Here is a 14,749-nt window from a genome sequence, read left to right as displayed (position 1 = left end):
TTATTTAACCTTTTCAAATACTTCAGTATTTTCATTCCATTTATAAGTCATATTTGCTGAATTATCTAAATTATAAATATATAAATTTTGTATATCTGCACCACTCTTTATTCTAAATTCATTCATTAAAGCAACAAAACGTTTAGCCTCTCTATAATATTCCTTAGAACCTCCTAAGTCTTTAAAACATATTTTAACAGATATGCCCTTATTACCTTTTTCATCTAAGTATGGTTGATAATTATAATCCATATTTAAATTAAGAGCTAAAAGATTATCAAGATTTTGATCCTTTTGAAAATTTCTTCTTCCCTCATTATCCTTCTCTAAAAAATGTTGTTTCTTAAAAGCTTCATTTAACTTTTGCTCATTATTATGTTCTTTTTCATTTTGATTATTATTAACTTTATTAGAGTTTTCTTTTTCATCTTTATTGTTAGCTTTATCTGCATTATTAGATTTATTAGAAGTGTCTTTATTTTTATTTTCCTCTTCAATTTCTTTTCTAACTTCTTCTTTGATTTCTTCTTTTAATTTATCTAAATTTACTTCTTCTTTGTTTTCTGTTACTTCACTTTTAGTTTGTTCAGAATTATTATCTGTTTTATTACATGATATAATTGTAAAAGGAATTAAAATAATTAACATTGTTATAAATATTTTTTTCAAATTAAACATCCCTTCTTATATATTCTATATAAATTATACCAATTTCCCTAATTATTTAGAACAAAAACACAATCTTTTTAATCCCATAATATATGCTATACCAGATATTGATGTACCATAAAAATAAATAGGCTTATTAACATTTAAAATATTAGTTATAGTACCATTACAACTAGTACTTCCTGTAGCTAATAAAACATCAGCCCAATTTACAACATCATCAAAGTCATAAATTCCATGCTCTACAACAACATTACACTTCTTTTCACCTATATTTTTATCATTTAAATCAAGGACCCTAACATTAAATTCTTTACTTAATGCATTTAATATCCCTGGTTGAAGACCAATAAGTGCAATATTTTTACCCTTATAACTTTTTTTCATTTCATTAAAAATCTTTTTTGCACATTCCTTTGGTTCATCATCTTTACAATGAATAGTTCCACTAATAAGATTTAAACTTCTAAGCACTGCATTTAATGTAGCAATAAATACTGGTAAGTTATCCTCTAAAGATAAATCCAAATCCAAAATATCTTTAAGAGTTCCCTTAAAATCCTTTGGATTATCAGTATATGCTTGTCCTATAAATCCTTTATAATTAGAATTTAACAAAACTTCTTTTCCTTTAAGTATTGGATAATCATCTCTATCTGGATTACCTATAGCTTCCTTTGGAGTAAGCTTTTTTGTTAAAATAACTTCTTCATTTATATCCAAATTATTCTCTTTTATTATATTAATAAATTTTTCTTTTATTTCATCATAAAACTTCATATTATCACCTTACTTTAAGAGATTTTCATAAAATCCTTCTTCATATTTTTCTTTAAAACTTTCTATACTCATAATATGCTTTAACTCTCCATTTTTCATAATTCCTATATTATCAGCTAAAACCAAAGCTTCATTAATATCATGAGTAACATGAATAATTGTTGTTTTAAAAGATTTTTTTATCTCCTTTATTTCTTCTATTAAAATATCTTTAGTAACCTTATCTAAAGCACTTAACGGTTCATCTAAAAGCAAAATATCTGGCTCTATTATTAAAGCTCTAGCTAAAGCTACCCTTTGACTTTCTCCACCACTTAAATTTTTAGGATATCTTTTCTTTAAGTGTTCTATTTTAAATATCTTTAAATACTCATTTACCTTTTCTTTTATTAATTTATTTTTATATCTATTTACTCTTAGTCCGAATGCTATGTTATCTTCTACACTCAAAAATGGAAAAAGTTCATGTTTTTGATATACAAATCCAATTTTTCTTTTTTCTATATCTATATTTGAAATAACCTTTCCTTTATAAATAATTTCACCTGAAAAATTTTCATATAAACCTGCTAAAGTTTCCAAAAAAACTGTTTTTCCATTTCCACTTTGACCTAATATAACAAAGTATTCTCCTTCATTTATATTTAAATTTATATTTTTTAAGGAAAACTTATTTAATTTTAAATTTATGTTTTTAATCTCTAGCATTACTTTTCCCCTCTAAAATTTCAAAAGGTAGTATAGTTAAAATTGATACTATTATAAGTATTGTTGCAACACCAATTGCTATATCCATATCTCCTGTTGCAACATTTAAATATATAGATGTTGGAAGAAGTTCTGTTTTCATTCTTGTAGTTCCAACTAAAAGCATTACAGCTCCAAATTCACCAATAGCTCTTGAAAATGTTATCATAAGAGTTGAAAGTATATCCCTTTTTATTGAAGGTAATATTATCTTATAAAAACACTTAACCTTTGTACATCCAAGTGTTCTTGCAACAAATTCTAATTTAAAGTCTAAACCTTCTATTGCAGTCTTTAACATTTTTATAGAAAAAGATATATTAACAAAAACTTGAGCAAGTATTATACCTCTAACAGTAAAAACAAAGTCTAAACCAATACTTTCTAAAAACCTTCCTATAAAAGAATTACCACAAACTAAAAGCAATGCAATTCCAAGTATTAAATGTGGAAGAGACATAGGAATATATAAAACTGTACATAAAAATTTTTTGAATTTAAATTCTAATCTAGAAAGAGTATAAGCTACTGGAAGTGAAACAACCATACATATTAATGTTGATATTATTGATGTTTGAAAACTAAGCTTAAATGCAAATCTTATTTCTTCTGATAAAATACATTCCTTTATAGTATAAGCTCCCCTTATTATCAAAAATAATATAGGGGTTAATGTAAAGATTAGGGTTAAAACTAATAAAGTTATTAACCCTAATTTAAATATCTTATTTATCATTTTATTTTACTGGTTTAAATCCGTATTTTTCAAATACACTTTTACCTTTATCTGAAGAAACATAATTTACAAATTCAGTAGCTAAATTCTTTTCTTTAGATGCTTCAACTACACCTATAGGTAATATTTGATCAACATTTTGATCTTTTGGTATTTCCACAATAGAAACTTTATCATTATTATATACACTATCTCTTGTTGCTATTGCAGCATCTGCCTTACCATCAACAATTTGTGTTACGATTTCATTTACAGTTGCAACTTTAGCTACAACATTTTTATTTATTCCTTGTAATTTATTTTTTTCTATAATCTTTTGAGTTGTTTGTCCAATTGCATTAGATTTTTCATCCCCTAATATAACCTTTACACCAGGCTTTTCAAGATCCTTTAATGTTTTTATATGTTTAGGATTTCCTTTTTTAGTTACAATAACTGGTGTATGATAAGCAACTTTTTTACTATCTCCAACAAGACCTTTCTTTTTAGCTGCATCATAAGCTTTTTGAGATCCTACAATAAATACATCACCTTTTCCTGATGTTTCTAATTGACTAAGTAATTGCATTGAACCTGCAAATATGTACTCTACTTTTACTCCTTTTTCTTTTTCGAAATCCTTTGCAATTTGTCCCATAGGCTTTTTAAGTCCTGCTCCACTATAAACTAATAGTGTCTTTTCGCTTTTTGTATTTGTTTGCTTACTATCAGTTGATGCATCTTGTTTATTTGAGCATCCTACAATACCAAAAGCAACTAAACAAATAGCTATCATTACTGATAACATCTTTTTGATTTTCATAAAACTTCTCCCCCTAGAAATATTTGTTTTTACTATTAAATTATACCATTAATATTGTTTCAATTTTTTTAATAAAAATAAAACTTTATATAAATATAATGTAAAATGATTACATATTTAATAATTCATTAATAAGTTTTCCATTTAATAAATTATAATAAATTAAATCTCATTAAAGTATTTATATTATTAAATTAAAATTCTTTTAAAATTATTTAGTATTAAAGATTATTTAAAAGTATTTTTATATCTATATTTAAATACTTATTAAAAATAAACTTAAACCTTACAATTTACTGAAATTTGAAATTATATTAAATTTAACTATTCATTTTCAAAGTGATATAATTTAATTATTCTTTGGTCCTTTGGTCAAGAGGTTAAGACGCCACCCTCTCACGGTGGAATCAGGGGTTCAATTCCCCTAAGGACTACCATTAAATTCAAAAAAAGTGCTATATACAAAATGTATATAGCACTTTTTTTATTAATCATTCCAATCTGACTTTCCACGTTTTAAAAACTTTCCATCTCCCATATTTCCAATAAACTTATTATCTTTAACTATTATCTTTCCTCTTGATATTGTATATATAGGATATCCTTTAACTTTTAGTCCTTCATATGCTGAATAATCTACATTTGAATGAAGATTTTTACTACTTAATGTAACTTCTTTATCTGGATCAATTATTACTAAATCTCCATCTGATCCAACTTCAATTGTTCCTTTTTTAGGATAAAGTCCAAATATTTTTGCAGGTTTTGTTGAACAAACATCAACAAATTTATTTATACTTATTCTCTTTTTCATAACGCCTTCTGAGAATATTAAAGGTATTCTTTCTTCAACACCTGGTGCTCCATTTGGACACTTTGTAAAATCATCTTTACCCATTTGCTTGTCTTTATTAAATGCAAAAGGACAATGATCAGTTGCTATTGTTTGAATATATCCATCTTTAATACCCTTCCATAAAGCATTATTATCTTCTTTTTTTCTAAGTGGAGGGCTCATTATATATTTTAATCCTTCATTATTTGGCAAATCATAAAGACTGTCATCTAATACTAAATACTGAGGGCATGTCTCAGCATAAACCTTTTGACCTCTTTCTCTTGCAAGTTTTATATAACTAAGTCCTAATTCTGATGATAAATGAACTACATAAAGTGGCCCTTCTCCTGCAATTTCTGCAATGTTTATCATTCTATTAACAGCTTCTCCTTCACATTCAGATGGTCTGCTTAATGGATGATACTTAGGAGTTTTTAATCCTTCTTCTACAAATTTTTCTCTTAAATATTTTATACTTCCATGATTTTCACAATGAACTGTCATCATTCCATTTAATTCTTTTAATCTTTTAAGAACCTTTAATGCTCCTTCATCATCAATCATATAATCATAAGTTAAATAAATTTTAAAACTTGAAATTCCTTCATCCTTAACTATACTTTCCATTTCTTCTAATATATTTTCATCTATACTTTGAATTACCCCATGAAAACTGTAGTCGATTACAGCTTTGCCATCAGCATATCCATGATAAACATCAACTTGATGTTTTAAATTACATCCCTTTGGTCCAAATCCCATGTGGTCTACTATAGTAGTTGTCCCACCACAAGCTGCTGCAACAGTTCCTGTATAAAAATCATCATTTGAAACTGCAATACCAACATCTAAATTAAAATGTGTATGAACATCTACACCACCTGGAATTACATATTTACCATTTGCATCTATAATTTCATCTGCATTTTTATTGAGATTTAATCCAATTTCTTTTATGATTCCATTCTCAATATATATATCTCCCTTATATAAATCACTAGCTGTTGCTATAGTCCCATTTTTAACTAGCAAACTCATATTAAACACCTCTCCATCTTTTTAATACTTATCTTAAGTACAAGAATATAAATTAACATTGAAATAATTAATCCTAATACATAAAAATTATCATAAAAAATCTTTAATATAATAAATTCATATTAAATCAATTTTTCAATTAAATATATTATATCTTGCAATTCTAAATACCCTAATTATAATAATACAAGCCTTATTGTTAATTGTATAGACTTAACAAATTAAATTAAAATTTCATTAACAGTTATCCCTTTAAGTAATTATTATAAAATATTAATTTAATACTTTATATAATACTTACTTAATAGTTCCTCTTTCTATTAAATATGCTTCTAATTCAACTGTTTTATTTAAAACTTCTTCTTTATTTATAAGTTTAAATAAAAGCTTTATAGACTCTTCTCCCATTTCCCATATAGGTTGTGCAACTGTTGTAAGTTCAGGTTCTATAAATGATGATATATTTATATTATCAAAACCTAATATACTTATATCCTCAGGAATTTTATATCCATTTCTAAGTAAATATTTCATTCCTCCAATTGCCATAACATCACTACTATAAAATATAGCATCTATGTTTTTTTCTTTACTCATTAATTTTTCTGTTGCAGAAAAACCACCTTCCATAGAATATTCTTCATGTATTATAAGTTCTTTATTTAATATATTAAGTTCTTCCATTTTTTCATTAAAACCTATAAGTCTCTCTTTTGATGTTTCAAGATTACTATTTCCAATTATAAATGCTATATTTCTTTTATTATTTTTATAAAGAAAATGAACACCAAGTTTTATACCTTCTTTATTATTACAAAATACTCCATTTACATTTTCATAATTCTTTATTAATCTATCTACTAATACAAAAGGAATCCCATTTGCTTCAAGCTTTTTAAGTCCATCAATTTTTTCTGAAACAGGAGCTATTATTATTCCATCTATTGATTTACTCATTAAAAGATTTATGTATTTTTCTTCTTTTTCTTTGCTATTAAAAGTATTACAAAGAACCATACTATACCCACTCTTTTCAGCAATATTTTCTATTGCCTTTGCAATTTCGCTAAAAAAAGGATTTTGTATATCAGGTACTATAACTCCTATACTATAAGATTTATTAGTAGTTAAACTTTTTGCCAAAAAATTTGGAACATAATTAAGTTCTTTTGCTTTATTTAATATTTTTTCTCTTGTTTCTTTAGATATATTTCCATCTTTATTATTAAGCACCATAGATACTGTTGTTTTTGAAACTTCAACTGCTTTTGCTATGTCTGCTAAAGTTGTCTTCCTCATTTTCCACCTCGTAATATGCATATATATTAAAATTATACCATAAAAAGTTATTTTAATTATAAATAAAAAGCACCGCCTTAAAATCTATTTATTATTTATAAGGCTTGGTGCTTAAAATCTTTCTTATATTTTAACTAATTTTTATCTTTAATGTATCAATTTAATATCATATTAAAAATAAATATTTAATTTTTAAAAAACTAATTTCTATTTTCATTTGTATAAATTTTAAGATCAGCTGCTATATTTTTATCAACTTTTTCTCCATTGTATATTTTTGCTGCAAGTTCAACACCAAGTGCTCCGATTTCATCTGGTTGTTGAGCTATAGTTGCATCCATTGTTCCAGCTTCTATTGCATTTTTTGCATCATCGTTTCCATCAAATCCAATTACAATAGTGTTAAGTCCAGCTGCTTGTATTGCCTTTGAAGCACCAAGTGCCATTTCATCATTATGTGCAAATACTACTTGAATATCAGAATTTCTTTGTATAATATTTTCCATTACTTGAAGTCCTTTTTGTCTATCAAAATCAGCTGCTTGTATTGATATAAAATTAGCTTTCTTATCTTTATCTAATACATTATGGAATCCTTTTCCTCTATCTCTTGTAGCTGAAGCTCCTGGAATACCTTGAAGTTCAACTATATTTATTTTGTCTTTATCTTTAAACTTATCAAGAACATATTTTCCAGCCATTTCTCCACCAACTACGTTATCTGATGCAATATGACTTGTAACAACTCCACCATTTGCTTGTCTATCCAATGTTATTACAGGAACATTAGCTTTATTTGCAACTTCAACTGTTTTAATTACTGCATCACTATCTGTTGGGTTAATTAAAAGAGCAACTACACCAAGTTGTATTAAATCCTCTACATTTGATCTTTCTTTTGCAGGATCATTTGTTGAATCAAGAACAATAAGATCAAACCCTAATTTTTTAGCTTCTTTTTCAGCACCCTCTTTCATAGAAATAAAAAATGGGTTATTAAGTGTTGATATTACCATTCCTATTTTTTTCTCATTATTCTTTCTCATACAGCCTGTTAAGGAGCCTACAAAGAAAATACTAATTAGCATAAATGCGATTAATCTTTTTTTTCTTTTCATTATATTACCCTCCTTAAATTATTTTTTTCTGCTTTTTTTATCTAATAATACTGCTATTAATATAACTAATCCTTTTACAATTGATTGGTAAAATGGTGATACATTCATTAAGTTTAATCCATTATTTAATACTCCAATTATTAATGCACCAATTATTGTTCCTGAAATTTTACCTTCTCCACCTGCAAGTGAAGTTCCTCCAATAACAACTGCTGCGATTGCATCAAGTTCAAATCCTGTTCCTGCATTTGGTGAAGCAGATCCTATTCTACTTGTAATAATTACCCCAGCTATTGCTGAAACAAATCCTGAAACAACATAAGTCATCATCTTAATTCTATCAGTATTTATTCCTGAAAGTTTTGCTGACTCTTCATTTCCACCTAAAGCGTAAAGATATCTACCAAATTTAGTTTGTGATAATATAAATATTGCTATAATTGCTATAATAATTGTAATAATAACTGGTACTGGTATAAAACCAATCTTTGCATTACCTATTTTTGCAAAACTTTCTGATAATTTTGATATTGGTGTTCCATCTGTATATACTAATGTAACCCCTCTAAATATTGTCATAGTTGCAAGTGTTGCTATAAATGCTTGTAATTTTCCTTTTGCTATTAAAATACCGTTTATAAATCCAATGATAATACCGCATACTGCTGCACCTAAAATTGCTAAAGTAATACTTCCAGTTGATTTTACTATTGATGCTGAAAGAGCTCCACTAATTGCAAGTGTTGAACCAACTGATAAATCTATTCCTCCTGTTAATATAACAAAAGTCATACCAACAGCTATAATTGCATTAACTGAAACTTGTGTAAACACGTTTGTTATATTTGCTATACTTAAAAACTTTGGTGTTACACATGATATAATTACACATAATAATACTAATCCTATTAAAGATTTATATTTATCTAAGTATACTTTGTAGTTTTCTTTCATTTTAAAAACTCCTCTCAAAATAAAAATTTATATTTCCTTTTATACTTTTATTTTTACTTTATCCCAACGGCTAATTTCATTATTTTTTCTTGTGTTGCTTCTTCTCTACTTACTTCTCCTGTTATTTTTCCTTCACTCATAACAAGAATTCTATCACTTATACCAAGTACTTCTGGCATATCAGAAGAAATCATTATAATAGCTTTTCCACTTTCTTTAAGCTCATTTAATAATTCATAAATTTCTTTCTTAGCTCCAACATCTATTCCTCTTGTTGGTTCATCAATAATTAAAACTTCTGGTTTTGTTAAAAGCCATTTAGCTAAAATAACTTTTTGCTGATTACCACCACTTAAATTTTTAATAAGTTGTTCTGGATTTGGTGTTTTTATTCTAATTTTCTTTATATAATCGATTACATCAGATGCCTCTTTTTTCTTATCTAATACAAATAATTTATTTTCATAACTGTCAAGATTTGATATAGTCATATTATCTGAAACAGATAGTCCAAGGACACACCCTTCTTTCTTTCTATCTTCTGAAAGATAACATATACCATTTTTTATAGCTTCTGTTATACTATTTCCATGAAGTTCTTGTCCATTTATTTTTACTGTTCCATTTGTCTTTTTATATGCACCAAATATTGTTTTTGCAAGTTCTGTTCTTCCTGAACCCATAAGTCCTGCAATTCCAAGTATTTCTCCTTCTCTAACTTCAAAGCTTGCATTTTCTACTCCAGCATTTGAGCTTAAATTTTTAACATCTAATATAACATTTCCTTTTTTAACTTCTCTATATGGAAACTGATCTTCAATTTTTCTTCCAACCATCATTGTTATAAGGTCATCATTATCTATATCTTTAATTAATGCATTTCCTGCATATTTACCGTCTCTTAAAACTTCAACTCTATCGCATATTGCAAATATTTCTTCCATTCTGTGTGATATGTAAATTATAGCAAGACCCTTGCTTTTTAAATTTTCTATTACTTTAAAAAGATTTTTTGTTTCAACTTCAGTAAGTGCTGTTGTTGGTTCATCCATTATTATTATTGCTGCATTTTTTGTTAATGCTTTTGCTATTTCAACCATTTGTTTTTCACCAACATTTAAATTGCCAGCAAGCTCATTTGGATCAACTGTACATCCAATTTGCTCTAAAAACATTTTACTTCTTTCAACCATAAGTTTTTTATTTATTTTTCCAAAATTATTTGTTTTTTCATTACCTAAAAATATATTTTCAGCAACTGTTAAGTTATTTATTATACTAAGTTCTTGGTGAATTATTGTAACTCCAAGTTCCTCTGCTGATTTTATACCTTGAATATTAGCTTCTTCACCTTGAAGATATATTTTACCTTCATCCTTTGTATAAACTCCACTTAATATTTTCATAAGAGTTGATTTTCCTGCTCCATTTTCACCCATTAAAGCAGTAACCTCACCTCCATAAGCAGTAATATTTACATTGTCTAGTGCTTTAACACCAGGGAATGACTTACTCACTCCCTCCATTTTAAGCATTGGTTTTTTTGCATTCATTCTAAACGCCTCCTCTTAAAATACAACTCCTGACTTTAAAATAATATTTGCATAAGGAGTTTGCTCACCTGTTCTTATTACAGCCTTGCATTCCTTTAAGTTTTCTTTTAACTTTTCATGACTTACGAATGTTACTTTTACATCACCAATTTCTTTCTTTATTTCCTTATAAAGATCATTGCTTATTTTTTCTGTTTCTGTTGCAAGTACTACTTCTTCAATTTCTAATTCTAATAAAACTGCTTTTAATGTATCTATAAATGTAGGTAAATTCTTAATTATTGCAAGGTCTATTCTTTTTACATCCTTTGGTATAGGTAATCCACAATCTCCTATTGCCAAAGAATCTGTATGTCCCATTTCTGATATTACTGAACTTATTTGGCTATTTAATAACTTTGTTTTTCTCATATATTAATCTTCCTCTCCATAAACTTCAACTACTTCCTCTATACTTGCTATTGAAGGTTGTGCTCCTTTTCTTTGTACTGTTATAGATGAAACTTTATTTCCAAACCTTACTGCCTTTAAAAGATTTTCAAAAGTCATTTCATTTATATTTAACTTCGTACTTAATCCTCCAATAAAGCTATCACCTGCTGCTGTTGTATCTATTGCATTTACTTTAAATGCTTTAACTATTTCAGCCTTTTCTTTACTTATAACAGCTGCTCCTTTTGAACCTAAAGTTATAATTACAAACTTAACTCCTTTTTTGAAAAATTCTGAAGCTGCAATTTTTGCTGTTTCTAAATCGTTAACTTCTATTCCTGTTAAAAGTTCTGCTTCTGTTTCATTTGGAATTATTATATCTGTATATTTTAATAATTCATCTTTTATTTTTTTTGCTGGTGCTGGATTTAAAATAGTTAATTTATTATTTTCCTTAGCCATTTTAAATCCTTCAATTGTAATATCTTCTGGTGTTTCAAATTGAGATATTACAATATCACTTTCCTTTATAACATTCTCACATTTTTTTATTTCATCGTTATTTAATGTCATGTTTGAACCTGATATAACAACAATTGAATTATTACCATTATCATTTACTGTTATCATAGCCATTCCTGTTGGTTCTTTTTCATCAACAAATATATATTCTGTATTTATTCCTTCTTTATCTAAAAGACCTTTTAATATTTTTCCATTATCATCTTGTCCAATTTTACTTATCATTGTAACTTTATTGCCACATCTTTTTGCAGCAACCCCTTGATTAGCTCCTTTTCCTCCAGCTATTTTTTCAAAGGATTTTGAAAGTATGGTTTCTCCTTCCTTTGGCATGTTCTTAACCTTTATAACTAAGTCCATATTTATGCTTCCAATTACACAAACTTTATTCATCTTCCCCATCCTTTCTTTACTTAACCGTTAAACTAAATCGGTTAAGTAAATCATAATACATTTTAAAATCGTTTACAAGTCTTTTTTTAAAATTTTCTGAATTTTTTATTTAAATTTAATTATAATCAGTGATTTTTTCTATATTAAATTACAAAACAGGTAGTTTTTTACTTAACTACCTGCTTTGTATAAATATAAATTTATCTCATATATTGATGTACTAATTCATAGCATCTATTTTTATAATTAAATTCTTGCTAAAAATTATTTTTAAAAAAGCTTCATTTGAACTGATTCTAAATTTACATTATTTAAAAATTCATCTTCACTTATAATTTTTATTCCAAGTTCTTTAGCTTTTGATATTTTGCTAACTCCAGGATTCTCTCCAACAACTACCATATATGTTTTACCACTTATACTTTGTGTAACAGCTCCGCCATACATGATTGCAAGTTCTTGAAGCTCAATTCTATCCTTCTTAGTATCTCCTGTAAAAACTATTTTCTTTCCATCAAATAAATTTTCTATAATATTTTCTTTAGCCTTTTCAAGTCTTAATTTTTCTGCTTCTTTTTCCTCTTTGCTTTTTCTTACAAACTTAGGTGACGCTTTTTTCTCCCTTGACTTATCAAGTTTATCTTCTAACTTTTTTTCACTCTTTTTATCTAAACTATACTTAACACGACTATCTATAGTTTGCCATTTTTCTGGCTTTAATTTTTTTAAAAGTTCTAATAAATCAAGAACATCTTGAATAGCATTATGTTCTTGTCCATCTTTAATTCCATAATACTTTAATAAGTCAACAAGTTTATAACTATCAAGCTTAACCATTGCTCTAATTGTATTTAAGCTACAATAGAACTTTTGCTTATCATCAACAAATCCCCAATGCTTTAAAAATTTCCTATCAAAACTTGCATTGTGAGCTAATAATGGGCATTTATACTTTTTAACTAAAGCTTTAAATTTTTCTTTAATTTCTTCATCTTCTTCTATTGCTTCTAATCCATTTCCATAACCTTTTTTATACTCTTGTTCATCTATAACTTTCTTTAAATGAAGAGTATCTATAACTCTATAATCTTCAACTACAACAGCAGCTATTTCTCTTATTCCATCTTCTTTTTTAAAGCTCATAGGTGTTTCTATATCAACTATTATAAATCTTTCTTTTTTTTGCATATCTAAAAAATATTCTGGATGTACACTATGTAATTTTTCATTTATTTTTAAAATTATTTCATTTTCATCTACATATCCTACTACATCACAAAGTGTGGATCCATCACTATATGCACCTTTATAATATAATTCCTTAACTTCTTTTGCTTTTGATGATATTATTTTTAATTCTTTTAATTTTTCAACTTTTTCTTCTTCTGATTTAAATTCTATCCATTCTCTCTTTGGATTTATCATTTACTTACCCCCTTATAGAAGCCCCTCTTCTCTATATCTTTCCATAGCTTTAATTAAATAACTTAATGTAGAAAAATCTCTATCTATTCTTTCTGATGCAATTTTAAGTCCTTGAATTAATGATTTTTCATTAAAGTTTTCCATTAATCTCATTATACTTACAGTATTTATTTTACCTTCTTTTGTATCTAGAACTCTTGATTTCTTAATATACTCATTATCCATTGCTTTATTTAATGAAGTCATTAATTCTAAGCTAAGGTCTAGCTTTGGAAAATCATCTAATATTTTAACTTCTTCGTCTTTAAATTTTAAATTTACTGCCTTACTTATATCAGTATTTAAAAATATAACATTTTTAAATTTAGCACCATCAAAATCTACACCTTCTAAATTAACACCTTCAAATATTGCATTTTTAAACTCAGCTTTTTTAAATTTACTTTTCTTTAAATTACTACCTATAAATTCAGTCCATTTAAATGTACAACCAAAGAAATCACATGATTTAAAATGTGCCCCTCTAAAGCTTGCAAAATTAAAATTTGACCCTGAAAATTCACTGTTATAACAGTTAGCTCTTCTAAAATCATTATACATAAAGTTTTTATTTGTTTTTTTCCCATTATTGTAATGGAATCTTTCATTTATTTTTTTATTTATAGCCATATAATCCTCCAAGCTAATTTATTTATAAATTTATTAATAAATTCCTATTAAATTTTACTTTTATCTCACTCTATATTATCATACAATACAATTTATTTATATGTTTTATTTATTTTCATTTAAGAGTATTTTATATACGTTATATACCTTAAAAAATTTTTAATCTACATAATTTATATTTACCTTTACATTAATTTTAAGGTTATAATTAAATTAAACTATATTTTATTGGAGGTATTGAAGATGGATTTTAAAAAAATAAATAATACTTGGATTTTAAAAATAGATAAAGGTGAAAACATAGTAAGTTCTATTAAAAACTTTTGTAAGGATAATAATATAAAACTTGGTTCAATTTCTGCTATAGGTGCAGCAACAAATATAAAAATAGGATACTTTGATTTAAATACAAAAGTATATAATGAGACTGTATTTGATGGAAAATATGAAATAACAAGTTTACTTGGAAATTTAACAACTAAAGATAATGAACCTTATCTTCATCTACATATAAATTTTAGTGGTGAAGACTGTGTAACTTATGGTGGCCATTTTGTTGAAGGAACAGTTACTGCTGTTTGTGAAATTATTTTAACTGAATTAGATGGACAAATTCCTAGATATTTAGATGAAGTATCTGGATTAAACGTAATGAATTTAAAATAAAGCAAAAAAAGATATAGAATTAGTCATTCTTTCTAATTCTATATCTTTAAATTATTTTATACAATAAATTTTATTTATCTTATAAATAAATTATTAAAACTTCTATTA

The 14,749-nt window shown here is 26.2% G+C and carries 15 protein-coding genes and 1 tRNA gene; 2 read left to right on the top strand and 14 right to left on the bottom strand.

The genetic code is table 11. The features are described from left to right. From AC4FQ1_RS00155 to modA, 5 genes are all read right to left on the bottom strand, one after another. The gene (locus AC4FQ1_RS00155; protein WP_491168594.1) at nt 1-648 is read right to left on the bottom strand and encodes a hypothetical protein; all 648 of its coding nucleotides are present in this window, start codon (nt 646-648) and stop codon (nt 1-3) included. A gap of 72 nt (nt 649-720) precedes the next feature. Further along, complete coding sequence (locus tag AC4FQ1_RS00150; RefSeq protein WP_491168593.1) at nt 721-1,449, bottom strand: Rossmann-like domain-containing protein; 729 nt, start codon at nt 1,447-1,449, stop codon at nt 721-723. A gap of 9 nt (nt 1,450-1,458) precedes the next feature. Beyond that, nucleotides 1,459-2,157 carry an ABC transporter ATP-binding protein gene (locus tag AC4FQ1_RS00145; protein WP_491147332.1) on the bottom strand — a complete coding sequence of 233 codons (699 nt, stop codon included), beginning with the start codon at nt 2,155-2,157 and terminating at the stop codon, nt 1,459-1,461. Next, entirely contained in the window at nt 2,144-2,851 is a 708-nt protein-coding gene (locus AC4FQ1_RS00140) for an ABC transporter permease (protein ID WP_303129577.1), read from the bottom strand. The genes AC4FQ1_RS00145 and AC4FQ1_RS00140 overlap by 14 nt, the downstream gene beginning before the upstream one ends. Before the next feature lie 82 nt (nt 2,852-2,933). Then, nucleotides 2,934-3,734, bottom strand: coding sequence for a molybdate ABC transporter substrate-binding protein (gene modA / locus AC4FQ1_RS00135; RefSeq protein ID WP_491168592.1), 801 nt, complete (start codon nt 3,732-3,734; stop codon nt 2,934-2,936). Nucleotides 3,735-4,096: 362 nt separating this feature from the next. Here modA and AC4FQ1_RS00130 point away from each other — a divergent pair. Then, nucleotides 4,097-4,171 (top strand) — tRNA-Glu (locus tag AC4FQ1_RS00130). A gap of 50 nt (nt 4,172-4,221) precedes the next feature. On the opposite strand, the gene hydA is transcribed toward AC4FQ1_RS00130, so the two are convergent. From hydA to AC4FQ1_RS00085, 9 genes are all read right to left on the bottom strand, one after another. Next, nucleotides 4,222-5,610 carry a dihydropyrimidinase gene (gene hydA, locus AC4FQ1_RS00125; protein ID WP_491168591.1) on the bottom strand — a complete coding sequence of 463 codons (1,389 nt, stop codon included), beginning with the start codon at nt 5,608-5,610 and terminating at the stop codon, nt 4,222-4,224. 297 nt (nt 5,611-5,907) lie between these two features. Next, the gene (locus AC4FQ1_RS00120; protein ID WP_303129574.1) at nt 5,908-6,909 is read right to left on the bottom strand and encodes a LacI family DNA-binding transcriptional regulator; all 1,002 of its coding nucleotides are present in this window, start codon (nt 6,907-6,909) and stop codon (nt 5,908-5,910) included. Nucleotides 6,910-7,109: 200 nt separating this feature from the next. Further along, a complete protein-coding gene (gene rbsB, locus AC4FQ1_RS00115) occupies nt 7,110-8,027 on the bottom strand; it encodes a ribose ABC transporter substrate-binding protein RbsB (protein WP_491168590.1) in 918 nt (305 codons plus the stop codon). Nucleotides 8,028-8,045: 18 nt separating this feature from the next. Beyond that, nucleotides 8,046-8,981, bottom strand: a complete 936-nt coding sequence (locus tag AC4FQ1_RS00110) for an ABC transporter permease subunit (protein ID WP_491168589.1) — start codon at nt 8,979-8,981, stop codon at nt 8,046-8,048. Between the two features lie 53 nt (nt 8,982-9,034). Next, nucleotides 9,035-10,534: a sugar ABC transporter ATP-binding protein gene (locus tag AC4FQ1_RS00105; RefSeq protein ID WP_303129571.1), complete on the bottom strand. Its 1,500-nt coding sequence runs from the start codon at nt 10,532-10,534 to the stop codon at nt 9,035-9,037. Between the two features lie 15 nt (nt 10,535-10,549). Beyond that, the gene (gene rbsD, locus AC4FQ1_RS00100) at nt 10,550-10,945 is read right to left on the bottom strand and encodes a D-ribose pyranase (protein WP_303129570.1); all 396 of its coding nucleotides are present in this window, start codon (nt 10,943-10,945) and stop codon (nt 10,550-10,552) included. A 3-nt stretch (nt 10,946-10,948) separates the two neighbouring features. Further along, nucleotides 10,949-11,881: a ribokinase gene (rbsK, locus tag AC4FQ1_RS00095; protein WP_491168588.1), complete on the bottom strand. Its 933-nt coding sequence runs from the start codon at nt 11,879-11,881 to the stop codon at nt 10,949-10,951. Nucleotides 11,882-12,151: 270 nt separating this feature from the next. Beyond that, nucleotides 12,152-13,306, bottom strand: a complete 1,155-nt coding sequence (locus AC4FQ1_RS00090) for a 3'-5' exonuclease (protein ID WP_491168587.1) — start codon at nt 13,304-13,306, stop codon at nt 12,152-12,154. 12 nt (nt 13,307-13,318) lie between these two features. Continuing rightward, a complete protein-coding gene (locus AC4FQ1_RS00085; RefSeq protein ID WP_491168586.1) occupies nt 13,319-13,975 on the bottom strand; it encodes a pentapeptide repeat-containing protein in 657 nt (218 codons plus the stop codon). A gap of 243 nt (nt 13,976-14,218) precedes the next feature. On the opposite strand from AC4FQ1_RS00085, the gene AC4FQ1_RS00080 reads away from it, so the two are divergent. Continuing rightward, a complete protein-coding gene (locus tag AC4FQ1_RS00080; protein ID WP_491168585.1) occupies nt 14,219-14,641 on the top strand; it encodes a PPC domain-containing DNA-binding protein in 423 nt (140 codons plus the stop codon). Nucleotides 14,642-14,749: the final 108 nt, after the last annotated feature.

This window comes from Clostridium sp. TJA020 (assembly GCF_058310295.1).
This window is presented reverse-complemented; position numbering and strand designations above follow the sequence as displayed.